Below are 24,171 nucleotides of genomic sequence, written 5' to 3'. Positions count from 1 at the left end.
TAGACAGCGTGATCGGATTTGCGTATAACACCGTTTTTCTATTTGACTGGTGACACCGCTGTGAAACTCATTCTTGCACCAATGGAAGGCTTAACCGACCCAATCATGCGTGATGTTCTCACGTCTGTAGGTAGCTTCGACTGGTGTGTGACCGAGTTTATCCGTGTGACCAATTCGGTGTTACCCGATCATATTTACCACCAGTATTGCCCTGAATTACTCAATGGCGGAAAAACGGCGGCAGGAACACCCGTGCATGTGCAGTTTTTGGGCAATGACCCTGAAATGTTGGCTGCCAATGCCATCCGTGCGGTGAAACTCGGTGCGCCTGCCATTGATATGAACTTTGGCTGTCCAGCCAAAACCGTGAACCGTCACCGTGGTGGCTCGGTGCTTTTAGATGAGCCTGAAGTGGTACATGAACTGGTCAAAGCAGTACGTGATGCGGTTCCTGAACACATTCCTGTTTCTGCGAAAATGCGCTTGGGTTATATGGACCGACATTTTATGTTGGACAATGCTCATGCCATTGAGGATGCTGGTGCGGCTTGGGTTACGGTGCATGCACGTACCAAAGCCGATGGTTATACTCCACCCGCTTTTTGGGATCAGCTCCGCCCGATTCGTGAAGCATTGAAGATCAATGTGATTGCCAATGGTGAAATTTGGAACAATGCAGACGCGAAACAGTGTCGCTTAGAATCTGGCTGTGAAGATTTAATGATTGGACGTGGTGCCGTGACTACCCCCGATTTGACTCAGTGTATTCGTCAAAATATCGATACACCTCTGCTCACATGGAATGAGCTACTGACCTTACAAATCCGTTTCTTAAACGGGGGGTATAAGAAAGAAATGAATATGGTCGGACGTTATAAGCAATGGCTTGGCATGATGTCTAAACACTATCCTGAAGCCAAAGCCCTCTGGGATGAAGTCAAGCGTATCAAGCCGCTGGATGACATTATCCTTAAACTAAACGCAAGCGCGACTTAATCCGTTCGCGCAACGATCGCGACATAAGTGGGTAAGTTCCATGCACCACCCGCAAAACCTTTACATTGCTGCGATTGTGCCTGATAACTGAGGACAAAAGCCTTTCCATTCCAAGCCCACTCGGAACGAATACCACAGTCTGCGATACCCCGACCTTTTTGCTCTGAGAAAATTTGCGCCTCACTAAAACTTGAGCCTGATGTCGTGACTTGCTGCTGAATCTTTTGCAATGCTTTGTCCATAACCCAGTAGCCTAGACCTTCATTGTACGCTCCACGCCAACATGGCACTTGAACCACCACTTGCTCTGCATTCAGCGGATAGACTGAAACCCGATCTTCCTCAAAAAACCGTACTTCATATAAATTTGGACAGTCTTGTTGATCTGTTTTTGCTTTTAACTTTTTAAAGAGTTGATGGGCATTTTTACTGTCCACGGCAAAGTGACTGGCAACCGCAGGTCGGTATCCCGTAATACCAATTTTAGGGATGGCTTTGGGCTGTAAAACATTTTGCTCAGACTGATTGCCTTTTTGATATACCGCGTTCGGTGTATTTACACGCTTTTGTATATCATCCATTTTGAGCAAAACAGCATTTGCCCCAGCGGTTGAAATTTGCCATTGCTGTGCTTGAGTCGTGAGACGAATATCTTCTGCGCCCACCAAAGCCTTTAACAACAGCGCACTTTGAGCACTGGACAGTTTCGCAGTACTTTTCTTGGCATCGATGGTCAGGCTCCCCAGAGATGTTCCTCCTACGTTTAAATTGGCTTCAGTATCCTGTGTAAATTCCTCAGCCACTTGAATTTGGCTGAGCACCGCACTGCCTGCACCTGCTGGACGAGAAATCAGCAATGAAACTGGATGACCAAACTGAGCATCACTTTGATACCCTACCGCACGGCACATGCCCGTATTATCACAGGCAAGTTCCCAGTCTTTATGCATAAAATAGTTACCCGTTTCAGCATGAGTCCACTGGCTCAAGGCACTCATCAGCAACACACCAATAATGGGACTATTTCGTTTTATGATCTTATTATTCAACATATGCACTCACTCCACTTCAGAGGAATCTTAATCTTGCACTCAAAAACTGCGGCTTTGCACTATACCTGTGTAATTTAAACAATCTTCAACGCGAATCCGTTGTACCTTCGACAGCTGATCTAGATCAAACCAAGCATAAGCCGTATGTTCATCACTGAGGCTGATCTCAGCAGATGCAGCCAAATGACATCTAAAAATAAATGCATGTGAGGTCACTGCCGAATGAAAATACACACCCGACAAATAATCGATCTGAACCTGACAACCGAGTTCTTCTTGGCACTCACGCAGCAAAGCCTGATGAATGGTTTCTCCCATATCCAAGGCTCCACCGGGCAGCCCCCAAGCCTGATCGGCATAATTGGCTTTCAGTAATAAAACCTGTCCTGCATCATTGGTTAGCACCGCATGAGAACTCAGTCGGTAAAAGTCTTGAAATGCCATAGATACCTTCTTCTTAAGTTGTTCATGTTGTCATTCAAACATAGCCCAGTAAAACGGAGGTGGCTCAACCTGTACCCAAGCCAAAGCTTTAGTCGAACTCAGTCTGGAAAATAAATCGGCTTTGACATTTTAGTTTCAAAGTCCACAGGCACCGAAATATGCTGATGGGCAACCAACCACTCACCTGCCGTTTTTTGAAAACATAGCGTGGTTCTGCACCAAGGAATCTCTGGGGTTGCAACGCCACTGGCATGATCCAATTTAGAATAACAATGTAAAAAAGCTAAACCGTCACGACTAAAAATATTGATGTTACGCCTGAACACTTTGATTTCCCCCTGAAAAAATGGGGCATATCGTCTCCACAATTCTTGATAGGCTTGCACACCTTGCAGCTCAAACCCAATATCAAACAAGCTGACATCACTCTGACAAAGACGAATGATATTTTGTACATCCATTTTACAAATGGCATCATCCCATTGTTTGAGTTTGAAGATAATTTCATGCCCTGCATGCTCATCTCCAACTAATCGAAAATCCACATCGCACTCCCACGCTACAAATCAAACTGCATAAAAAAACGCGTGCGCCATCCATAGCAAACACGCGGTTTTCTTCAATTCTTAAAACAAGCAAAATATGTAATCTGATCTTAAGTCGTCAAATCCTTAATCGTGGTACTTGAACCATTGTTTTTGACCGATTCAATGCCTTTATCTCGGGATTGCTCACTGGCATAAAACTGACTGGTACCAATAATCTGATGATTGGCAGCCTTTAAGTTAAAATAAGGTTTGCCATTCTTGGCTTCTAAGCGTTCATAACGCGTATCATCGGGGCTATTTTTTTGCACCGACTCAATTCCATTATGTGCTGACGCCTTTGCTTTATACAGTTCACTGGTCAAAATGACCTCGCCATTTCCCGCTTTTAAAACAAAACGATATTGGCCATCATTTGCCTGACTTACTTCGTACCATCCTGACATAAGCTCACCTATTGTTATTTTAAAGTGATTGTAGATCCACCGAAACCGAATAAAAAATCATCCAATTTCATAAAATATAAATGACTTCTTTTATAAAAAAAAGTGCATTTACTACCAGCCAGATTTTATTTTTATAAAATAACAGCGCTATATGAATAACGCATGACAGCCTCAAACCGTTTAAATGACACGTGATATCGGCCCAATAAACGGTTTGGAACTCTTCATAATTTTATGCTTTTAATACCAATTTGCTATAACTGCTTTTTGGCATTTCAATAATTTCTACACAAATTTGTACCGTTAAATCCTGAGGAGCGGTAAAGTTTTGCTGCAAGGTTTTAAGTAACTGGCTCGAAATGGCGCACTTGGTGGCTTCATCTCGTCCGCTTAATAAAGACACTTTGGCATGCAAATAAGCCTGCGCATCTCCATCTACCCCAATCACAAAATCGGACTGTCGAATAGCACGACTTTTGATGTCGTTGCCCGATTGTACAAACTGACCATCCAACAAAGCTTGGTTTAGAGCCAATAATATCGGCTTAACTTCAAGGGTGTCGATATTGTCTGAATATTCAAGGTGGATATGTGGCATAGCGTATTCTTCAACAGGTTTTTATCTTTATAGCATGCTGTGCTAGTGTTTCAACGCTTAATGTCTTTTCAAAATGGCCAAAAAACAAAAACGGAGTCTAATTGACTCCGTTTTAATCTCGAACTACAAACTCAGCGGATTAGGCTTTTTTCACATACTCAGATTTCAGTTTCATCGCACCGACACCGTCAATCTTACAGTCAATGTCATGACCATCTGCGGCATCTGGCAGTAAACGAATATTTTTCACTTTGGTTCCGACTTTCACCACCGATGACGAACCTTTAATTTTTAAATCTTTAATCACCGTTACCGTGTCTCCGTCAGCAAGTGAGTTGCCGTTGGCATCTTTAATTGCCACCACTTCTTCAGTTGCTTCTCCCTCTTTCCATTCGTTTGAACATTCAGGGCAGATCAGCAAGTCACCATCTTCATAGGTATATTCGGACTGGCATTTTGGGCAGTTGGGTAAAGACATAAAAACCTCAAAAATAAAAAATAGGACTTACGCATTGACGGATTCAAAAAAGTATTAAAATACTTTATAAAGTATCTGTGATCAGACGAATTAAACATGCTTCTACAGCAACTTGTACTCTACCCATTTATATGGGCTTTCTCATGACAGAACCGAACTCTATTAGCTGCACACAACTTGCCGAGACTTATAATATCTCGCATGATAGTGTAAATCGCTTTCTAGAGCGTGAAGACTACACACCTCACGACCTATATCAGGAAGCAATTCAACATATTGATAATAATAAACTTATAGTCAGTATTGATGATACTGTTTTAGATAAACCGTATAGTCAGCATATGGACTTAGTTAGCTATTTTTGGTCAGGCAAACACCACCGATCCGTCAAGGGTATTAATCTCATTACCTTGTATGCGACAGATCAAAATGGTCAAAATATTCCAATTAATTTCCGAATTTATGACAAATCTGAAAGTAAAACCAAGAATGATTACTTTATGGATATGTTAAGTGAAGTACTCAGTTGGGGTGCAAAGATTCAATTTATTACAGGTGATAGTTGGTATTCATCGACTGCAAATCTAAAAACCATAAGAAAACATGGTATTCGATTTATGTTTGGTATCGACTGTAACCGTAAGGTTTCCCCAGAAAAAGGACAATGGTTTCAACTGCGTTTATTGCCGAATTTCCATCAGGGTCAAGTGGTCTGGCTCAAAGATTTTGGCTTTGTACAATTATTTAAGACTCAGTTAAAAGAACAGCAGAGGTTTTATATTGTGCATCAAGATGAAGATGATTTATTGTCCTTTGAGGGTTTTCATGAATTACATTCAAGTCATTGGAAAATAGAACAATATCACCGAGTGATTAAACAGGTTTGTCATATTGAAAAGTTTCAAGTAAGACGATCTAAACTGATTTTGAATCATATTTTTTCAGCCTTGATGGCCTACGTCGAGATACAAAAGAACCAGTTTGAGCGGATCTTTGAAAATGTATATCGTTGGCAGAAGAAATTATTTAGACCAATCATCAAAGACTTCATTGATGACTTTATTCTCGATAAAAATCATCTGCTACCACAGAGAATCTATAAATAATACTGCGTAAGTCCTAAAAAAAATAAGCAATTCACATTGCTCAAAACGCCAATATAGCATTTTTCAGACGAAAACGATGCGAATCACCTATTTATTTTATGGCTTTAGCCTTGTCACGGGATTGATAAAATAACGCTTACGAAAATATAAGTTTTAGCTGTAATGACGTCACCTCAACGCTTATTTTTACTCTAAGCACTGCTTCAAAATCACCACATGGTTATGCTGTTCTTCTTTGGCTGCGGTGAGTAACGTGATCTGCTCACGCACTGCCAGTTGGCGCAAATCATTCAACTCGGCGGGATGTGCTTCCAGTTCTTTCATATAACGGACTTTAAACTCATCCCAGTGTGCCACCATGTCTTGGTAATACCATTTCCGTAGTTCATTGGATGGTGTGAGAATTTTTGGCCATTCATCTATTTTGGCCTCAAGTTTTGATACCCCTCTCGGCCATAGCCGATCAACCAAAATCCGTTTGCCATCCTCAGCCTCGATAGGCGCATAAATTCGCTTCATGCGTATTGGCATGCAGAACTCCTTTTATTCTTTTGTGCAACTTATTCTATTGTTCAACAATGACGAAGCACTATTCATCGGGAATGTCTGGATTCACTAAAAAAGCCAAGAGTTGCAATGACTCTTGCCAGCCCAGATAACAGCCATCGACAGGAATCACATCGGGTAAACCAGACTGCGTAATATGAACCTCTGTACCGACAGATACTTCTTTAAACTCAACACGTACTTCAATTTTTCCTGCTAGTTCAGGTACATCGAACTCATCGGTATAGCGTAATAAGCTGTTTTCAACGATTTCATGATAAGTACCATGAAATGAATGCTGCATGCCTGTACTGAAGTTAGTAAAAAACATGCGAAATTGACCACCTTCTCGCAGATCGAATTGATCTACATGTGCGGTAAAGCCATGTGGTGCCATCCACTTCACTAAAGCATCTGCGGTGCTAAAAGCACGATAGACGCGCTCGACGGGCGCACTAAATACGCGGTGTAATTGAACACTATTTGACATGATTTTTCTCGTTCTTTTCAAATATTCAGATTTAGTTTAGAACGCTCAAACCCACATACTGTATTTTTTTTTGTGCATATTTTTAGACAAGCCAAACGCGGCCTGCTGCCTTTTTCTACCCACCAACAAAAAAAGCATGTTTTTCAACATGCTCTAAATTTGACCATTTTTTAGGCCTGACCTTGCTCATAGTCCTCATCATCTTCGTCGTCATAGACATAGGCCATACAGCCCCAGCCATCATATTCGCCACCAAACTGTTCTGCAATTTTAGTAAACCATTGTTCTAAGTCAACAATATCTGAATACTCAGGTTCCATATACACGTAAATGGTAATAATCCACTCAGATACGTCACTTTCTTCATCGACAAACAAAGTGATTTTTTGCTCTTCTTGTAATAAATACAGCGCACACTTTTCTGCTTGTGACTGCTCTTGAAAGGCAATCGAATATTCTATTTCATGCGGTTCAGACAGGTCGTCGCCATCCTCAGCCATTTGCCAAAGTACATTTCCATTATCATCATCTGGATATAATTCATAATCACGTGTCATGCGTATGTCCTTGTTATCTTTTTAGCCAATATATCGTTGGCAAGTGACAAAATAGTGACTTCAACATAGCATATTTTGCTCATTTTTATAGCAGTTACATCTGATTTTTCGAAGGTTGTTTGGACTTTATTTCACGTAGACTTTGCCGCGTTATTGTAAAACCCGATGCTCAACTAAAATGTCCGCTTGAAACTGTAAATCACTGCTTTTTAAGCTTTCTAATAAGGCCGCAAATTTGAGTTCTTCTAAGCGTAGGGCTAGATAACTGTCTTGTATCTGAGTATGACCAAAAGCCGCACCATAGTGATTGATAAGGGTAAAGTCATCCTGCAAAGCTTGGATCAAAAGACCAAGATTGTCTTTACTCACACGTTGCAAATAAAAATCTGCTTTCGTGTTAAATAACTGTGAAACCAAGACCATCACAGATAGTCGTCGATGTTCATCCATAAAGGCACAGGTCACAACTTCATTTTGCTCAACCGCACGAATCACTTGTTGCCGGACTTTTTGTAAATGGCCGGCCGCATCCGTTTTCCCATAGCCTTCAATGAGTTCATCTAATAACTGCTCCGAAGGTAGTTGATAACTCTGGCTGTAGGTTTCAATTTTATGGTGTAGTGCCTTCGATATTTCAGCCAGATGTTGTCGTTCTTCAGCCATGTGAAAAAAAGCGCCCAGTTTTTCTCTGGCGCGCTGCATGGTAACTTCTTTGGCTTTACATTCATATTCCGCTAAGAAGTGATGTACTTTTTCAATGTACTGCCGACATTGTTTGAGCATTTGTTCAGCATCAAATTTGACCGTTTCAGCAAACAATTCAACTTGGTTGTGCCGTTCAATAACATAGTGTTCGACATCAATAATTTCTTGGTAAGTACTCAAGGTTTCATTGCGTTGTCTAAGTGTTCCAAGCTCAATTCTTAAACTGGTCAGCCGATGTTGTAATTCACTTTGCTGCTGTTCATAAACTTCTAAACTGTTTCGACTGCGCTCTAAATTGCTTTCTAAGGATTCAATCTTCTTTTTTTGGGCAAGGCTGTGTATTTTTTGCCCGCATATAACAGCACACAGCAGAACCATAATGACAGCGAATACATAAAGCATGGCCTATCTCCCTACGGGAATGTCATTTTTATTTTAAAGACTCAGCTGTAAGAACAAATGAAACTCAAACAGTAAGCCTTGGAACAGACAAACCTATTTTCATTCAATTTCAATCAGTCGTGACCATGGCCAAAAAGCCAAACTCAAATGTTAATTTCCACAAAGATAAGCACACTGGATAAAAGTACGCTTACACAACTTACGCTAACGGTTTTTTAAACTGCCCGATATCCCAAATTTTAAGTATTTCTCAAAATTAAAATAAAGTGTGACACAGTTAGAATGGCACGCTTCCATGAATCGCAACCGCTTTTCCACTTAAAGGCTGCTGAAAGGCGAGAAAACTGGCATGTAAAGCCATACGTTTTAATGGACTTCGTATCGGCTCAGGGTGATACAACTTATCTCCAGTAATTGGATGCCCAATATATTGCATATGTACACGGAGTTGATGTGAACGCCCCGTAATCGGGGTCAGTAAAACTCGCGTAATATCGGTCTCAATGTCATAGCTAAGAGCTTGATAAAGCGTTTTTGCAGGCTTACCCAGTTCAAAGTGCACAATCTGCCGTGGTCGATTTTCCCAGTCAGTAATCAGCGGTACTTCAACACTGCCTTCAGCATCCAACTGACCTTGAACTAAAGCAATATAGTGTTTATCCACCGTGCGGGCTTGGAACATTTTGCTGACGGCGACTTCGGCATCGCGGTGCTTGGCAAACATTAAAATTCCCGAGGTCGCCATATCTAAACGATGGGTAATTTTGGCATGTGGGTACTGCGCTAAAACCCTTAAATAAGCACTGTCTTGGTGTTCTGGTAAACGTCCCGGCACAGACAACAAGCCCGCAGGCTTTTCAATCACCACCAAATCATCGTCTTCATAAACGATCACCAAGTCTTCTTGGGGCGGTGAATAAATAAAGTTGTCATTTAGAGCCATGGGAATAACAGCATACAAAAGCGAGCGCGAAAAATAGCAAGCTGTGTTTCTGCTGTCAATCATTGACAAAATATAGAAAACAGCCTTAATCCTAGGCGTCCATCACCCTATATAAAGCCAGCTTTTTAGCAGGGCTAATTCGATTGAAAGCCTAAAATAAAATAATGTAAGTGAAACTACAACAGCAGGATTTTTCGATTTTCGCGGGAAATATTAAAATTTATTTTTTTGATTTATATTTTATTCGAGTTCAAATTTTTTAGGGTGTCTGGGAAAACATGTTGTTTACTTCAACTATCATAACTTTGTAAGTGATGATCTTATAGCCTATAAACTTTTGATTTATAGCGTCCTAAGCCGAATCAAGACCTTTTGGGTAAGTACTACTCACGCGTTTTGCGCCACTGGTAGCATGCTACTCTTTTCGATCCCGTCACACCCTTGAGATATAATTTAACAATCCAAGGGCGGGATTGTTTCCCGAAGATAAAGTCTTTTTAGCTATTTTTGGAAAAAAATCTTGGCTTTTAGGTTATCTAAAAAATATTTTCCCAAATGCAGCGTATTTATGATTTTTTTCTCACATAAAAGCGTTTTTCTCAGGATTTTATTTCTTTGCTGCATCACAGATGAGAAATTCAACTTCCTGCACAGACCTGCATCAACTGAATGAGATTCCCGCAGGTATCATCAAAGACTGCAACTTTGACTTTTCCTGCCCGCATCGGTTCACTGGTAAAGCGCACCCCTAAGTTTTTGAGTCGCTCATATTCCGCATCGAGGTCATCCACTTGAAAAGAAGTATAGGGAATCAGGTCTGCTTTAATTGCAGCTTTAAACGGCTGTGCCGCAGGATGTGCATCAGGCTCCAGTAGCAGTTCAATACCTTCAGGACTTTCGGGTGAAACCAAGGTCAGCCAGCGATACTCCCCCACAGGTACATCATGTTTGACTTTAAAACCGAGTTTTTCTGTATAAAACTGACAGGCTTTTTCTTGGCTATCGACCATGATGCTGGTGACATATATTTTCATTGTTGTTACGCCAATCTCAACTTTGAATAAGGCTTTCCAGTTGTAAAGGTGGATTTCCTAATCGTGTATTTAAAATTACTGCAATGGTATGTGAAAGAATCTTACGCGTAATTCTATGCGTTAAATGCCATAAATCTTTAGCTCTTACTTTTTGAATGTGAAATCGTTCAGTTAATTGACCTATAACAGTCTCAATTTTTCTACGAGTATTCATGAGCCTCGCCATAGCTTCCTTAGACCTGCTATCAGTCATGTTCTTTCTATAAGGTGTTTGTAAATCAATATCTTGGTACTTAAAATAGTGTTTTAATTCAGGTCTTAAGTATCCTTTATCACCACCAAGTAATCCCTGAATATCTTGAGTAATTTCGGGTGCAACATCACGTTCATCACAATGAGCTGGAGCAAAAGTATAGCCTGTAATCATTCCTGAAAAGTTAATAACGATATGTCCTTTGAAACCATAATATTTTTCTTGTTTAGCCGCACAATAACTAAAACCTGCAGATTCTTTGAAGTTTTTATGTTTTTTTGCTCTAGCATAACGACAAACAGGTATAGGAAAGCCATCGATAAAATGAATATTATCTAAACCGAAAACAGATTTTAGTTGTGACATAATCTGTTGATTTACATGCCATAATTTTGCACAATGTTTGCAAAAATTAGGATAGGAACCTAATTTTGGAAACCATTCAAACCAATTGTGTTTAAAGTAGAACCAGATATTTTTATCAGAATCTAAGCCAAGAAACTCTCCCACAATTTGTATAGTAAGAATTTCAATATCACTTAAAGCGGGTGGAAATCCTCTACTTCTTAAAGGTTGAATGACAATCGCTGAGTAAAATTGCTCTATGATTAAAAATACAGAAATGATAAATTCGTAAATGGACATAACTTGCTTTGCTTTTCTTAGTCGAAAATTAAATTGGGTTATGTCCTTTTTATTTCAAAGACTTAAAAAGTTGAGATTCGCGTTGTTGTTCCATATTTTTTATCAGACTTTTAATGGTTATAGCAGAACTCTAAGCATTCCAATGTTATCAAATCGCAATTTTTTTAAAGCCGTTTTCGCAAACCAAAGCGCCAATTTGTCTGGGCACAGTTAGAGCAAATATTTGGATAAATTCAGGGCAATATAGACGCTTAAAATGGAAGAAAATATTTGAATGGACGTGTCTTTTATCGTGTTGTTTTTAACGTTTAGTTTCTAGGGATCAGGAGATAACTTCAACGATTAAAACTGGGTAAGTTCTAAACTTTTGCCTATAAATGGATAATCTATAGCGTCCTAAGCCGAATCGAGACCTTGTGGGTAAGTACGACGCTGATCTGATAGATAACGAGTCGCAAACTACTCTTTTCGATTCCTGTGCCCTTAAACGCTATATTAAGCAAATTGGTGCGGGATGAATTTCCGAAGATTGGCTGATTTCAAGCAATGATGAAAAATATTTCCCTAAACACAACTAGATTTGATAAAACATTCATAATGACACTTGAATCATCTATTTCATCGCATAAAAATGAACTTCTATCATTTTTTACACCATCATTTCAGAACGCTTAAGTCCCCATATAACCTTGCAACCAAGTTGCAATAAACCACCACAAACTGATCGCGGACATACCACAGAGTAAATTGGCAAGCACCTTTTGCATATTGCTGAGCTGAGACAGATAAATTTTTCGGTTAATCACATACGCAACCACAGCTAAGGCTCCACCGATTGCACCACCAATCATCACTAAAAACAAAGGCCAGCCTGCCATCAAATGAGCAGCTGTACTCAGCTTAGGTTTCTCTTCAACACTCAAAGCCAGTTCTTTACTTTCCATCGCTTTCCCCTATACATGATCAAGCAGTCATGTGACTGATGCCCTAGGCTCACGTCACTCATAAAAGTGCATTTTGAAATATAAGTTAGCAAAAACTAAGCCAACACTATTCAAAACTCAGAGCATCGATGTCCTGAATTTTGCTCAAATACATTGGAGCAACATTCACTTTGCTCCATGTTTCTTTAAATTTAGGGTCGCTATCAAGGTCTTTGTTGAGATTTTCTCTGACTAGCTTCTTTGCGGTGAGAAAATTGACACTGGTTTCGCTGTTCACATAAGGGCCGAAATTATCGGAGCTGTCATAGCCAATCAGACGCATATCACGCCCCTCTAAACGGAACTGATAGGCCCAATATCCATAACGACCATGGGCATAATGTAGTTTTAACAGGCCTTTTTCGATAGAGGGCATCAACTCAGGCGCAAAGTACACACCGCCATCTTCATTTTCTGAAGAAAACAGTGACAGGTTCTGAACGACTTTTTGGTAGCGCCCTTTTGTATTCAACAGCACGATCACACCACGGCGGTTGCGATCTAGTTTTCCGCGGTATTCATCGGTGACCCATTGTTTCGGATCTGTACCTTTGACGATTAAAACCACATCTTTTAAACCATCTTTGTTTAAGTCCCCTTGCACGACCTCAAACACCGTATATTTTGCGGGAAGGTAAGCTTTGTATTGGCTGGTGGCTTTTTGACGCTGAATGTTCTCAGCACTTAAGTTTTCCGCACACAGATTGGCGGATATACCCAACATTGCAGCGAACATTAGAGAAGTTTGAATGAACTGTTTTTTCATAGTTTTGTTAATTTTTTAAATAAAGTAGGTAAAAGAGCGCGCTAATGAATGCTTCATTTTTGGCATCTGTGCTACAGATTAGCATTTATCAGAAGCCTATTTGTAGAATGCTCTGCAATTAAAAACAGATGACCGTATCAGTGTCATATTTTGATTGCTGCCGTTGAAAACTTTCGGCTAAAGTGAAGAAAGACCATTCAAATACGCTTCATCATGAAAACCAAAACTACCCTATTGATGCTGTGTCTTGCGCTTTCCCTCAGTGCATGCAAAATGTTAAAAACACATATCGTCAAAGTCACCAGCTCAACTGAAGCACAGCCACATGAAGTATTGTTAAAAACCACCAAAGGCTATGTGTACTTATCGACACAGAACATGACGGATAAACAGAAGCACATCCTAAAAAATCTGCGTCCTTTTCAGTGCTTAGAAATTAAAACACCTGAACAGTTTGCTATGCAAAACAGAATGGTTCGATTTTCTGACTTTAAAATCCGCGCTTTAGTCGAAGCTGACCGAGAATGTCGAAAAATTAAGGTCACGACCCGAGTTGAAATTCATTAATGTTGTAATGCTTAAAAATAGAGCATCCATATCCAACAATGAAAAGCTCTGCATAATTTGCAGAGCTTTTTTGTTTTTGATTACTTGAAACAACACTTGTCACAACCTTCGATTTTTTCTCTGGGCCAGTTCATTCTTGCCCGCTTATAAGCCAGCTCATAATTGGCAAAATATCCAATCAGAATTTGATCCTCCGAGCTGGGTAAGTCTGCACAGCCTAAGGATGCATTGTGAATATGATGGATGCCTTTTTCACTAGACTGTTCATTTACAATAAATTTTATCATTTACAGTTCCCCGAATAATTTTTATAAAGTTCAACCACAAATAAAACCATACAAAAAGTATGTATTTATAAAATTAAACGGATGCCGTATGAAAATCAATCATTATTTTAAAAGTGAAACTGACCTTTAAGTCATATCAACATAGAGGAATTGATGCCCATATAACCGAAAAATTAGCCACTCTATTTTTTAAATTTAGAGATCCAGCAACGCCATAAGAAAACTGCCGAGACTATAAAGGGGTGCTGATACTTTCTTGTTTTTTACGTTTAAACCAACGCACGGCCCAAATCGCTAAAATAATACCCACAATCACCACCAAGACTGGAACCAGTAGTGACAGTACGGACAGTAAAACGGCACCTACCCACTCCACTGTAGATACCAGTGGGTTGGCAACCCCACCTGTCGTTGCGGTTGAAACTCCTCGGACAGCAACGGTACTCATTTGCACGGCGCCTGCTGTTCCGCCACCGACAATAATTGCGGCGGCCCAACTGGCAAACTGCGACATTTCCCCGCTACTGACTGCCATAGTGGTGAGTGTTCCTGCGACCATCGCGGCTGGCGTTGCAATGGTGTCCAAAGCGTTGTCGACCCAAGGTATGTAATAAGCTGCGATTTCACAGACAGTTGCAATGGCTAAGGCGATACACACCGATGGCATGCTTAACCATTCAAAACCTTGCATGGGTTCGAACCATCCCATAATAGATGCAAGGCTCATGACCAAAAGTGGGACAAAGACACGAAAGCCACAGGCCGCACTTAAGCCAATACCGATACAAAGTCCTAATATGGTTTCCATGTGCTTTTCCTGTGTGGCCTAAGTTGGGATGTTTTTATCTTTTTTATAACTTAGCAAAAAGCCCTATCGGGTGATAGGGCTTTTCTTTAAAACAGTGGGTAACTGTTAAATCTTTGGCTTAGGCATTCTTATTGTTAAATTGATTGCCTTGGCATTTGGTACACGGGGGTAAACGATCTGTACGAATTTCTAAGTAGACGCGGTGTCCGCATTGAACACAAAAATAGAAGCCTGTTCCAGGTTTTTCGCCAGCAGTAACCATTTTTGTTCTCCATATGTTTAGAAAATGGTATCCCTAGTATATGCATTTTATGATGGATGTCTATTGATCATTTTGACAAATGATGACGTCATAAATGTAAGAAATGATGTATTTCAAAAATAGCTAAGCTAAATAAAATTTAGTCATGAAAGTGCTGTCAGTAGCTTATATTGTTGTCTCTAGAGCGTTGAATCATAAGTGCATTCGTTTAAGCTGAGATACATTTGAGTCATAGTATCAGTGCTAACCGCTTCCAAAACCTTTCTTCCAGCAAATAAAAAGCCCTATCTAATGACAGGGCTTGATTTAAAACAGTGGATAACTGTTTGCAGTGTGCCGCTTAGGCAATCTTGTTGTTAAATTGATGGCCAAGGCATTTGGTACACGGGGGTAAACGGTCTGTACCAATTTCTAAATAAGTGCGGTGTCCGCATTGAACACAAAAATAGAAGCCTGTTCCAGGTTTTTCGCCAGCAGTTACCATTTTTGTTCTCCATGTGTTTTAGAAATGGTGAACAGAGTATAGACAAGCTTTTGAGATTGTAGAGTCTATTTTGTGACCATTGGAGTCAAATACAGAATAAAATAGGACTTACGCATTGACGGATTCAAAAAAGTATTAAAATACTTTATAAAGTATCTGTGATCAGACGAATTAAACATGCTTCTACAGCAACTTGTACTCTACCCATTTATATGGGCTTTCTCATGACAGAACCGAACTCTATTAGCTGCACACAACTTGCCGAGACTTATAATATCTCGCATGATAGTGTAAATCGCTTTCTAGAGCGTGAAGACTACACACCTCACGACCTATATCAGGAAGCAATTCAACATATTGATAATAATAAACTTATAGTCAGTATTGATGATACTGTTTTAGATAAACCGTATAGTCAGCATATGGACTTAGTTAGCTATTTTTGGTCAGGCAAACACCACCGATCCGTCAAGGGTATTAATCTCATTACCTTGTATGCGACAGATCAAAATGGTCAAAATATTCCAATTAATTTCCGAATTTATGACAAATCTGAAAGTAAAACCAAGAATGATTACTTTATGGATATGTTAAGTGAAGTACTCAGTTGGGGTGCAAAGATTCAATTTATTACAGGTGATAGTTGGTATTCATCGACTGCAAATCTAAAAACCATAAGAAAACATGGTATTCGATTTATGTTTGGTATCGACTGTAACCGTAAGGTTTCCCCAGAAAAAGGACAATGGTTTCAACTGCGTTTATTGCCGAATTTCCATCAGGGTCAAGTGGTCTGGCTCAAAGATTTTGGCTTTGTACAATTATTTAAGACTCAGTTAAAAGAACAGCAGAGGTTTTATATTGTGCATCAAGATGAAGATGATTTATTGTCCTTTGAGGGTTTTCATGAATTACATTCAAGTCATTGGAAAATAGAACAATATCACCGAGTGATTAAACAGGTTTGTCATATTGAAAAGTTTCAAGTAAGACGATCTAAACTGATTTTGAATCATATTTTTTCAGCCTTGATGGCCTACGTCGAGATACAAAAGAACCAGTTTGAGCGGATCTTTGAAAATGTATATCGTTGGCAGAAGAAATTATTTAGACCAATCATCAAAGACTTCATTGATGACTTTATTCTCGATAAAAATCATCTGCTACCACAGAGAATCTATAAATAATACTGCGTAAGTCCTATAAAATTAACTTTTTCCCTGTCAAATTATTGTTTAGTAATGATTAAATACATATCAATATAGTATTTTAATCAAAGTCAAAGCATTCTATATCGTCAGGTGCTAATATACGATTTACAACTTGAGCTGTAGGCATTAAACTATTAAGAAAGCTCTTCGCCTCATTACAATTGTTCAATGACTCGTAAAAAGCTGTACACCAATCCGAACGATTCATATTATTGATACAGATTTTACCCGAAATCAATACATCTAATGGAAAGTTATTCTTTTTTGATTTCCTTCTCAACTCTTTGAATTCATTCAAACAATAAGAAGAAATTCTAGACTTTACATTTAATATCCCAAAATGGTTTTTAACTCTTACCTTTTCTACAGTTGTCAGATTAGATGCTTCCAGTTTGATATCATCGACCTTAATTAAATTTATAGATGAATCAAAAGACAAACTTATCTTAAACTTTATTTTTGATAAAATATCACTATAAAAGGGGTGTATAAACAAACATCCTTTAGAGGAATCAAAGTATTTTTTACCTTTTATACTTGCACATTTCCTACACTGTGGTACCAAATTATTCTGAAATATTGAATAATGAGAAAAATCCTCTTTAGGCATAAAATGATCTAGTGTATTTGGTCTCACAAATTTTCCACAGTATGGACATACATTAAGACTATTATTTCTTCTATTAACTAATTTACCTTTAAGCTTTACAGGAGGATTATTATAATAATCCAATAGGATATCTTTATTTTCAGTATTTACAAAACTAGGAATTTCAGGGTTTTCTATATAAATCGATATTATTCTTTCATAAATCAAATAATTCTCAAAAATATTAGACTTTAATCCAATTAATTTATCTTTATTTTCTTTTGTCGAATCAGGATGAGTTGCACTAATCCACCATTCATCGCCATTATCAACAAAACTATTTAAAAAATCCATACTAATCTTCAAACTCTATCTTTTCATTACGATTTTTACTAATAAAGTAAATCAAACCTGCATCGCCAAACTCCTCATTAATTTGATTGACATTTAACTCATTATCATCCTCTATTAAATCATCAATAACATGCTCATAAATCTTGCTTTCCAGATCATCCTCAAAAATCTCAGAAATAATACTTTCTATATCTGAACCGTATGTTTGAATGCTAGGTAAGGTGATTAGACTTCCGTCATAAATCAAAAAACGTACAATTTATTTGATCTTAAATTAATCAGCAAAATTATTTAATTCAAGAGATAATCCTTGGATGAAATTCAAAGATATTCAAAAATTATCAGACGTTAAGTTTCGTAGGCTTACCGGTGTTAGTTGGGCTACATTTAACCTCATGTTGGCCGAGCTAAATAAGCATTTACCTCGTCATATTGGTAAAGGACGACCGCATAAATTACCGTTGGAAGATCGTTTGCTCTTATGTATAGAATATTGGAGAGAATATCGAACATTTTTCCATCTTGGTATGAGTTACGGTGTATCTGAAACGAGTGCAATTCGTATCACACGTGTTATTGAAGATACCTTAATCCGTTCTGGAAAATTTAACTTGCCAAAACAACTTCCTAATCGAGATGAAGTGGATTGGGAAGTTGTTGTGATTGATGCAACTGAAATATTAGTTCAACGTCCAAAAAAAACAGAAGAAATGGTATAGCGGTAAAAAAAAGCGACATACCTTTAAATTTCAGCTATCTATGCACTATACAACAGGTGAAATACTGAGTGTATGTGGAAGTCATGGAAGCATGCATGATTTTAAAATATTTAAAAAAAGTATGAGGAAATTAAAATTTAAGCCCTTTTTTATCGTTGATAAGGGGTATTTAGGGATAAAGAAATTGGGTTTTGGATGCCTCATGCCATCTAAAGCAAAGAAAACTGAAAAACTAGATTCTGAATTAAAAAAGTTAAATAGAGAGATTGGTCGTAGACGAATTCAAGTAGAGCATGTATTTGGAAGGATGAAATGTTTTAAGATTTTATCTTGTGTATATAGAAATCGTCGTAAAAGATTAAACCTGCGGTTTAATTTACTTGCTGGCATATACAATTTAGATTGGGTGAAAGATAAACAATTAAATTGATTGAAAAATGATTTATGAAGGAAGTCTATTGTTGTGTAATTCCCTTCTCTCTTTAATATATTAACAGCTTCTCTATCAACTTCACGAGTAATAATACTTGAATGTGTTGCAATTACTGCGAAAGATTTAAATGCTTTTAATAATTTCTTTAGCATTTTCATTAACCCCAACTCAAGCCCTGGGTGTAAATACAGCTCTGGCTCATCTATTAATAAGAGCGTCTCACTTTCGATCTCACTTATTAATATTGGAATCAAATAAGAGTAAATTTCCTGACCTGAGCTTAAAGCCAAACAATCATCATTTTTCTTAAAAAAAAGCCCCTTATTTTTATCTAACTGACCAGAATCTACTTCACCTAATTCATCAATTGAGATATATTCACTTTTTTTATTGATAATAAAAATATCATCAAAATCTATACTTAACTTTAAAGTATCCTTTAATAGTTCTCTTTTATTCACCTCCCCCCACCATAGATTATCCTTATCATATTTAATAATATTCAAAATAGCATCAACACTTCTCCTTTTCGGATAATCTTTATCAAATTTATTATATTCATTCCTAAAACCGATATAATTATACTTATTTACAGGAATCCTCTTATTTCTAGTACTTCTTTTTGGGGTTCCATTAGTATTTTTTAATTTATATAATTCACCGATCTCATTAGCAGTTAAAAAATTTTCAAATGGAGAAAAAGCAGAAACCAAAACCTTATTGAAATATGGATAATCAATTTTTTTTGACTCAATTCCCAAAATAGTTCTTATCAATTGATCAATTATATAAGTTTTCCCTGAACCATTTCGTCCAATTAATAGATTTATATTTCTTTCGCCATATTCTCTTTCAATATCAAAATCCAAAATAAGGTTATCAAATTTATTTTCATCAAGCTCAATAGTCACATTGAATTTTAAATTATCTAGTGATCTTCCTATTGAAAGTTGGTAACCTTTTTTAATAATTGCTTCAGAAGCTGATCCCTCTCTCATTAATGAACTAGAGTAACCACCAAATTTAGAAAAATCTTTTTCCTCCTCAATAAAATAACTAGCATCTCTAATGGAGCTTAAAAAGTCATTAATTTTATCTTCATCACTATCAAGCAACACTCTTATTTTTTTATAAAAATTTACTTCTAGAGGTAAACTAATCATACTTTCATCAAGAAGATCACTAACATCATAATTTTCTTCATCAAGTTTAGTACCCTGCTTCTTAAAATATTCAAAAGTATTTTTATTACCTGATTTAAGTACTCTCACAAAACCCAAAAGTTGTTCGCCATCTTGTTTATCACTTTTATAATAAATCTCTCTGTACACGACAAATTTCACAGAACCCTTATCCTATCAGGGTTCTGCCTTCTTAAAATTGCCAAAATTTCCTTAAACTCTTCTTTTTTCCCAAAACCAATTAAACGCTGAATCGCCATTTGAACATAGTCTAAACCATAGCGAAATAAACTCATTGAGAGTCGTCCATGCTTCTTTATTTTTATCACTTTTTTTTGATCATGTTGCCATTCACCCGTTAAGTAACACCAACAGAAGCTTATAGCTAACACCGCAATCAATTTTTTCACTCGTCTAGGGTCTGTCAAGCGCGTATTTTCAAGATTAAACCCGCGTCCTTTGAGACAACTGAATAAGGTTTCAATTTCCCAGCGTAATGCATAATCCTGAATAGCATTGGCATTAAACTGAGGAGAAACGACGAGTAAAAGCTCTCCATTTTCTAACTGTAGTGCACTTATATATAGTTTCACCCGACCAACCAAAATCCGTCGTTTACGACATTCAATTTGACCAACTTTAAGATGGCGAAATAAATCACTAATTTTATGATTCTTTCCTAAATGATTGGTGACAATGAAGTTTTTTTAACACGAATGCAGAAGTTGATGTCTTGTTCAATTAACCATGTAAACCACTGCTCACCGATAAACTCTCTGTCTGCGAACACATTCACAATACGGTCTTTACCAAAAATGGCTATAAAGCGTTGAATCAAAGCAATACGCTCTTTCGTATCTGAATTTCCACGTTTATTAAGCAATGTCCAAAGGATAGGTATCGCTATTCCACGATAAACGATTGCGAGCATCAGGATATTAATATTTCGTTTTCCCCATTTCCAATTGGTTCTATCTAAAGTCAGTTGCACTTGGTCGAATGAAAACATATTGAAAATCAACTGAGAAATTTGACGATAATCAAAATACTGACCTGCAAAGAAGCGCTGCATACGTCGATAAAATGATTGTGGTAAGCACTTGATGGGCAAGGCTTTAGATGCAGAAGAAAGATTACATGTTTGCTTTAAAATAATCACAAGCATGATGAGCGCAAAGCACTTTAAATGTGACTTGTTCCATTTTAGATATTTGTTTAAGATAAGATATAACTCATTGAGATGTGTCATAGTATTCGTCGTTAGAAAACAATTATTATGACATTATTTCAATGAGTTATCTATTTTTGTCGTGTACAGAGAATAAATCTTAAACTTTACTTTATAATCAAAATCATCCCAAGGCTGGTTATGCCCAGTACGATAATTATCTTTTGCTAAAAAAATTCCACTATAATTTGTGCTTATCTCTTCTGTATATATAACTTTCATAACTTATTTAATTTAAAAACCCCACATAAATGTAGGGTCTTTTTACAACAAAATCAATTAGTTCAGGCTTAAATTTTTAAGCCACATTCCCTTCCAAGAAATCTTGCGCAAAGCGTTGCAATACACCACCCGCTTCATATACAGACACTTCTTCTTCCGTGTCTAAACGGCAAGTGACAGGCACTTCAACAATTTCACTCTTACCATCTTCTGTCGCACGTTCAATAACTAAAGTTAACGTCGAACGCGGCGCAATATTACCAATCACGCTATACAGTTCAGTACCATCTAAACCTAAAGTTTTACGGTCAGTCCCCGCTTTAAACTCAAGCGGTAACACCCCCATACCGACTAAATTGGTACGGTGAATACGCTCAAAACCTTCCGCCACAATCGCTTCAACACCAGCAAGACGCACACCTTTTGCAGCCCAGTCACGGCTAGAACCCTGACCATAGTCTTTACCTGCAATAATGATAAGAGGTTGCTTACGATTCATATAAGTTTCAATCGCTTCCCACATACGCATCACTTCGCCTTCAGGCTCAACACGTGCTTTCGAACCTTGCTTAATGGTGCCATCCGCACGAACCACCATTTCATTAAACAGTTTCGGGTTAGCAAATGTTGCACGTTGTGCAGTCAAGTGGTCACCACGGTGCGTTGCATAGGAGTTAAAGTCTTCCTCAGGTACACCCATTTTGTGTAGGTACTCACCTGCTGCCGAATCCATCATAATTGCATTCGATGGTGACAAATGATCTGTAGTGATGTTGTCAGGCAAGATCGCAAGCGGCCGCATATTTGCCAGTGTACGAGGTGCAGCCAAAGCCCCTTCCCAATACGGCGGACGGCGAATATAAGTACTTTGTGGACGCCAGTCATATAAAGGACTTGCCGCTTTTTCCGTTACACCCAAGTCAAACATTGGAATGTACACTTTACGGAACTGTTCAGGTTTTACCGCTTCTTTGACCAATGCATCAATTTCTTCATCTGATGGCCAAATGTCTTTCAGGTAAATTGGATGACCGTCTTTGTCGTTTCCTAATGCATCTTTTTCGATATCAAAACGAATGGTTCCTGCAATCGCATACGCTACAACCAGCGGAGGTGATGCCAAGAATGCTTGTTTTGCATAAGGATGAATACGACCATCGAAGTTACGGTTACCTGAAAGCACCGCTGTTGCATATAAGTCACGATCAATAATTTCTTGTTGCAGTTTAGGGTCTAACGCACCTGACATACCGTTACATGTCGTACATGCATACGCCACGATCCCAAAACCTAGTTTCTCTAAATCGTCCAATACGCCTGCTTCTTCAAGATATAAAGCCGCTGCTTTAGAACCCGGTGCAAATGATGATTTCACCCAAGGTTTACGGGTTAAGCCCAATTCATTGGCTTTACGTGCCAATAAACCTGCTGCAACTGTGTTACGTGGGTTTGATGTATTGGTACATGAAGTAATGGCAGCAATAATCACAGCACCATCAGGCATTAGACCATCGGTACGGTTTTCAACCACACCTGCTATGCCTTTTTCTTTTAAATCCGCAGTAGAAACACGGGCATGTGGGTTTGATGGGCCTGCAATATTACGTGTTACTGTTGAAAGATCGAAGCGAAGTACACGTGGATATTCTGCTTGTTTCATATCCGATGCCCAAAGACCAATTTCTTTGGCATAGTTTTCAACCAGTGCAACTTGCTCAGCTTCACGACCTGTCAGGGTTAAGTAGTCAATGGTGTTTTGGTCGATATAGAACATTGCCGCAGTTGCGCCATATTCAGGTGTCATATTGGAAATCGTGGCACGATCCCCCACTGACATGCTGTCTGCACCTTCACCAAAGAACTCTAAATATGCACCAACGACACGTTCTTTACGCAAAAACTCAGTCAATGCTAAAACGATATCGGTTGCAGTAATACCCGCTTGACGTTGTCCAACAAATTCAACACCGATAATGTCTGGAAGACGCATCCAAGACGCACGGCCTAACATTACATTTTCAGCTTCTAAACCACCGACACCAATCGAAATGACACCGAGTGCATCGGTATGTGGCGTATGTGAGTCTGTACCGACACAAGTATCTGGGAATGCCACGCCTTCACGACTTTGCACCACAGGAGACATTTTCTCCAAGTTGATTTGGTGCATGATGCCGTTACCCGCTGGAATCACATCGACATTTTCAAAAGCGGTCTTGGTCCATTCGATGAAGTGGAAACGGTCTTCGTTACGACGGTCTTCAATGGCACGGTTTTTCTCAAAGGCGTCTGGGTCAAAACCACCGTATTCCACAGCAAGAGAGTGATCGACAATCAACTGTGTTGGCACCACAGGATTCACTTTCGATGGGTCGCCACCTTGGTCTGCAATCGCATCACGTAAACCCGCAAGGTCTACCAATGCTGTTTGTCCAAGGATGTCATGACAGACGACGCGAGCTGGATACCAAGGGAAATCGTGATCTTGTTTTGAGAAAATCAGTTCTTTCAGTGACTGCTCCAAAATGGCAGGATCACAACGACGCACTAACTGTTCAGCCAATACTTTTGAAGTGTATGGAAGTTTTGCATAAGCGCCTGGCTGAATCTGTTCAACGGCTTCTCGCACATCAAAGTATTCTAGCTGGGTGCCTTGCAGTGGTTTGCGGTGATTATTGTTCATAGCGTTCCTGCCTTTGGTGTTTCATTTTTCTTCACTGTCTTTCTTTACTAGACAATTCATCTTTGTCTGCTAGGCATACTACACTGTCGAAAACCCATTTCCCAAATCGTTTATATTTCATTAACTTAGATATAAAAACAGGGGTTTTTGAAAT

At 38.6% G+C, this 24,171-nt stretch carries 29 protein-coding genes and 1 pseudogene; 6 read left to right on the top strand and 24 right to left on the bottom strand.

The genetic code is table 11. The features are described from left to right. Positions 1-60: 60 nt before the first annotated feature. Positions 61-996: a tRNA dihydrouridine synthase gene (locus tag AC4CUZ_RS07345; RefSeq protein ID WP_215900985.1), complete on the top strand. Its 936-nt coding sequence runs from the start codon at positions 61-63 to the stop codon at positions 994-996. Here AC4CUZ_RS07345 and AC4CUZ_RS07340 read toward each other — a convergent pair. From AC4CUZ_RS07340 to AC4CUZ_RS07315, 6 genes are all read right to left on the bottom strand, one after another. Then, entirely contained in the window at positions 993-2,048 is a 1,056-nt protein-coding gene (locus AC4CUZ_RS07340; RefSeq protein ID WP_490747438.1) for a DUF1176 domain-containing protein, read from the bottom strand. The genes AC4CUZ_RS07345 and AC4CUZ_RS07340 overlap by 4 nt on opposite strands. 39 nt (positions 2,049-2,087) lie before the next feature. Beyond that, entirely contained in the window at positions 2,088-2,492 is a 405-nt protein-coding gene (locus AC4CUZ_RS07335) for an NUDIX hydrolase (protein ID WP_168158243.1), read from the bottom strand. Between the two features lie 98 nt (positions 2,493-2,590). Next, on the bottom strand, positions 2,591-3,037 hold the full coding sequence (locus tag AC4CUZ_RS07330) for a YybH family protein (protein ID WP_039889976.1): 447 nt from the start codon (positions 3,035-3,037) through the stop codon (positions 2,591-2,593). Positions 3,038-3,147: 110 nt separating this feature from the next. Continuing rightward, a complete protein-coding gene (locus tag AC4CUZ_RS07325; RefSeq protein WP_004695228.1) occupies positions 3,148-3,483 on the bottom strand; it encodes a YegP family protein in 336 nt (111 codons plus the stop codon). A gap of 232 nt (positions 3,484-3,715) precedes the next feature. Then, complete coding sequence (locus tag AC4CUZ_RS07320) at positions 3,716-4,081, bottom strand: 5-carboxymethyl-2-hydroxymuconate Delta-isomerase (protein ID WP_078389055.1); 366 nt, start codon at positions 4,079-4,081, stop codon at positions 3,716-3,718. A gap of 139 nt (positions 4,082-4,220) precedes the next feature. Then, positions 4,221-4,559, bottom strand: coding sequence for a zinc ribbon domain-containing protein YjdM (locus AC4CUZ_RS07315; RefSeq protein ID WP_279043392.1), 339 nt, complete (start codon positions 4,557-4,559; stop codon positions 4,221-4,223). 77 nt (positions 4,560-4,636) lie between these two features. Here AC4CUZ_RS07315 and AC4CUZ_RS07310 point away from each other — a divergent pair, with 77 nt between their 5' ends. Further along, positions 4,637-5,665, top strand: a complete 1,029-nt coding sequence (locus AC4CUZ_RS07310) for an IS701 family transposase (protein WP_490747408.1) — start codon at positions 4,637-4,639, stop codon at positions 5,663-5,665. Between the two features lie 186 nt (positions 5,666-5,851). On the opposite strand, the gene AC4CUZ_RS07305 is transcribed toward AC4CUZ_RS07310, so the two are convergent. The 9 genes from AC4CUZ_RS07305 to AC4CUZ_RS07265 all read right to left on the bottom strand — a co-directional run bounded on the left by AC4CUZ_RS07305 (position 5,852) and on the right by AC4CUZ_RS07265 (position 12,947). Next, positions 5,852-6,196, bottom strand: a complete 345-nt coding sequence (locus tag AC4CUZ_RS07305; protein WP_490747437.1) for a DUF488 domain-containing protein — start codon at positions 6,194-6,196, stop codon at positions 5,852-5,854. Between the two features lie 58 nt (positions 6,197-6,254). After that, complete coding sequence (locus tag AC4CUZ_RS07300) at positions 6,255-6,701, bottom strand: SRPBCC family protein (protein WP_490747436.1); 447 nt, start codon at positions 6,699-6,701, stop codon at positions 6,255-6,257. 170 nt (positions 6,702-6,871) lie between these two features. Further along, complete coding sequence (locus tag AC4CUZ_RS07295) at positions 6,872-7,258, bottom strand: ribonuclease E inhibitor RraB (RefSeq protein ID WP_004695219.1); 387 nt, start codon at positions 7,256-7,258, stop codon at positions 6,872-6,874. A gap of 150 nt (positions 7,259-7,408) precedes the next feature. After that, complete coding sequence (locus AC4CUZ_RS07290) at positions 7,409-8,365, bottom strand: SNIPE associated domain-containing protein (RefSeq protein WP_490747435.1); 957 nt, start codon at positions 8,363-8,365, stop codon at positions 7,409-7,411. 277 nt (positions 8,366-8,642) lie between these two features. Beyond that, positions 8,643-9,308, bottom strand: a complete 666-nt coding sequence (locus AC4CUZ_RS07285) for an RluA family pseudouridine synthase (protein WP_490747434.1) — start codon at positions 9,306-9,308, stop codon at positions 8,643-8,645. A gap of 638 nt (positions 9,309-9,946) precedes the next feature. Continuing rightward, entirely contained in the window at positions 9,947-10,342 is a 396-nt protein-coding gene (locus AC4CUZ_RS07280) for a VOC family protein (protein WP_159153324.1), read from the bottom strand. Between the two features lie 16 nt (positions 10,343-10,358). Further along, positions 10,359-11,240: an IS982 family transposase gene (locus AC4CUZ_RS07275; protein ID WP_490747433.1), complete on the bottom strand. Its 882-nt coding sequence runs from the start codon at positions 11,238-11,240 to the stop codon at positions 10,359-10,361. A gap of 671 nt (positions 11,241-11,911) precedes the next feature. Next, a complete protein-coding gene (locus AC4CUZ_RS07270; RefSeq protein ID WP_159153323.1) occupies positions 11,912-12,184 on the bottom strand; it encodes a hypothetical protein in 273 nt (90 codons plus the stop codon). Positions 12,185-12,290: 106 nt separating this feature from the next. After that, positions 12,291-12,947, bottom strand: coding sequence for a hypothetical protein (locus AC4CUZ_RS07265; protein ID WP_159153342.1), 657 nt, complete (start codon positions 12,945-12,947; stop codon positions 12,291-12,293). Positions 12,948-13,202: 255 nt separating this feature from the next. Here AC4CUZ_RS07265 and AC4CUZ_RS07260 point away from each other — a divergent pair, with 255 nt between their 5' ends. Then, entirely contained in the window at positions 13,203-13,556 is a 354-nt protein-coding gene (locus AC4CUZ_RS07260) for a hypothetical protein (RefSeq protein WP_490747432.1), read from the top strand. An 80-nt stretch (positions 13,557-13,636) separates the two neighbouring features. Here the strand turns inward: AC4CUZ_RS07260 and AC4CUZ_RS07255 are convergent, their stop codons facing one another. The 4 genes from AC4CUZ_RS07255 to AC4CUZ_RS07240 form a co-directional block, all read right to left on the bottom strand. Next, the gene (locus tag AC4CUZ_RS07255) at positions 13,637-13,843 is read right to left on the bottom strand and encodes a hypothetical protein (RefSeq protein ID WP_490747431.1); all 207 of its coding nucleotides are present in this window, start codon (positions 13,841-13,843) and stop codon (positions 13,637-13,639) included. A 232-nt stretch (positions 13,844-14,075) separates the two neighbouring features. Further along, positions 14,076-14,651, bottom strand: a complete 576-nt coding sequence (locus AC4CUZ_RS07250) for a DUF4126 domain-containing protein (RefSeq protein WP_279739207.1) — start codon at positions 14,649-14,651, stop codon at positions 14,076-14,078. 118 nt (positions 14,652-14,769) lie between these two features. After that, positions 14,770-14,913: a zinc ribbon-containing protein gene (locus tag AC4CUZ_RS07245; protein ID WP_490747430.1), complete on the bottom strand. Its 144-nt coding sequence runs from the start codon at positions 14,911-14,913 to the stop codon at positions 14,770-14,772. A gap of 340 nt (positions 14,914-15,253) precedes the next feature. Continuing rightward, the gene (locus AC4CUZ_RS07240; RefSeq protein WP_332476704.1) at positions 15,254-15,397 is read right to left on the bottom strand and encodes a zinc ribbon-containing protein; all 144 of its coding nucleotides are present in this window, start codon (positions 15,395-15,397) and stop codon (positions 15,254-15,256) included. 158 nt (positions 15,398-15,555) lie between these two features. Here AC4CUZ_RS07240 and AC4CUZ_RS07235 point away from each other — a divergent pair, with 158 nt between their 5' ends. Then, positions 15,556-16,584 (top strand): IS701 family transposase, encoded by a 1,029-nt coding sequence (locus AC4CUZ_RS07235; protein WP_490747408.1) that lies wholly within the window; start codon positions 15,556-15,558, stop codon positions 16,582-16,584. 82 nt (positions 16,585-16,666) lie between these two features. Here the strand turns inward: AC4CUZ_RS07235 and AC4CUZ_RS07230 are convergent, their stop codons facing one another. Next, positions 16,667-17,551, bottom strand: a complete 885-nt coding sequence (locus AC4CUZ_RS07230) for an HNH endonuclease (protein ID WP_490747429.1) — start codon at positions 17,549-17,551, stop codon at positions 16,667-16,669. Between the two features lies 1 nt (position 17,552). Beyond that, the gene (locus tag AC4CUZ_RS07225; RefSeq protein WP_490747428.1) at positions 17,553-17,798 is read right to left on the bottom strand and encodes a hypothetical protein; all 246 of its coding nucleotides are present in this window, start codon (positions 17,796-17,798) and stop codon (positions 17,553-17,555) included. A gap of 67 nt (positions 17,799-17,865) precedes the next feature. Between AC4CUZ_RS07225 and AC4CUZ_RS07220 the strand changes: the two genes are divergently transcribed. Together AC4CUZ_RS07220 and AC4CUZ_RS07215 are read left to right on the top strand one after the other, a co-directional pair. Then, the gene (locus tag AC4CUZ_RS07220) at positions 17,866-18,270 is read left to right on the top strand and encodes a transposase family protein (RefSeq protein WP_008942454.1); all 405 of its coding nucleotides are present in this window, start codon (positions 17,866-17,868) and stop codon (positions 18,268-18,270) included. Between the two features lie 37 nt (positions 18,271-18,307). Then, positions 18,308-18,610 (top strand): annotated as a pseudogene (locus AC4CUZ_RS07215) (transposase family protein); the annotation flags it as partial. On the opposite strand, the gene AC4CUZ_RS07210 reads toward AC4CUZ_RS07215, so the two are convergent. From AC4CUZ_RS07210 to acnD, 3 genes are all read right to left on the bottom strand, one after another. Beyond that, positions 18,553-19,701 carry an AAA family ATPase gene (locus AC4CUZ_RS07210; RefSeq protein ID WP_490748055.1) on the bottom strand — a complete coding sequence of 383 codons (1,149 nt, stop codon included), beginning with the start codon at positions 19,699-19,701 and terminating at the stop codon, positions 18,553-18,555. The pseudogene AC4CUZ_RS07215 and the gene AC4CUZ_RS07210 overlap by 58 nt on opposite strands. Positions 19,702-20,042: 341 nt before the next feature. Beyond that, positions 20,043-21,133 (bottom strand): IS4-like element ISAba1 family transposase gene (locus AC4CUZ_RS07205; RefSeq protein ID WP_088631513.1). Its coding sequence is split into 2 segments (ribosomal slippage): positions 20,043-20,593 and positions 20,593-21,133, totalling 1,092 coding nucleotides; the frame shifts between segments, so codons are not numbered across the junction. Positions 21,134-21,410: 277 nt separating this feature from the next. After that, positions 21,411-24,017, bottom strand: coding sequence for a Fe/S-dependent 2-methylisocitrate dehydratase AcnD (gene acnD / locus AC4CUZ_RS07200; RefSeq protein ID WP_490747427.1), 2,607 nt, complete (start codon positions 24,015-24,017; stop codon positions 21,411-21,413). Between the last annotated feature and the right edge of the window lie 154 nt (positions 24,018-24,171).

The sequence above is a fragment of the Acinetobacter sp. 789_lipA genome, from assembly GCF_058242845.1.
The sequence above is the reverse complement of the archived record's forward strand: the minus strand, read 5'-3'. Positions and strand labels throughout refer to the sequence as shown.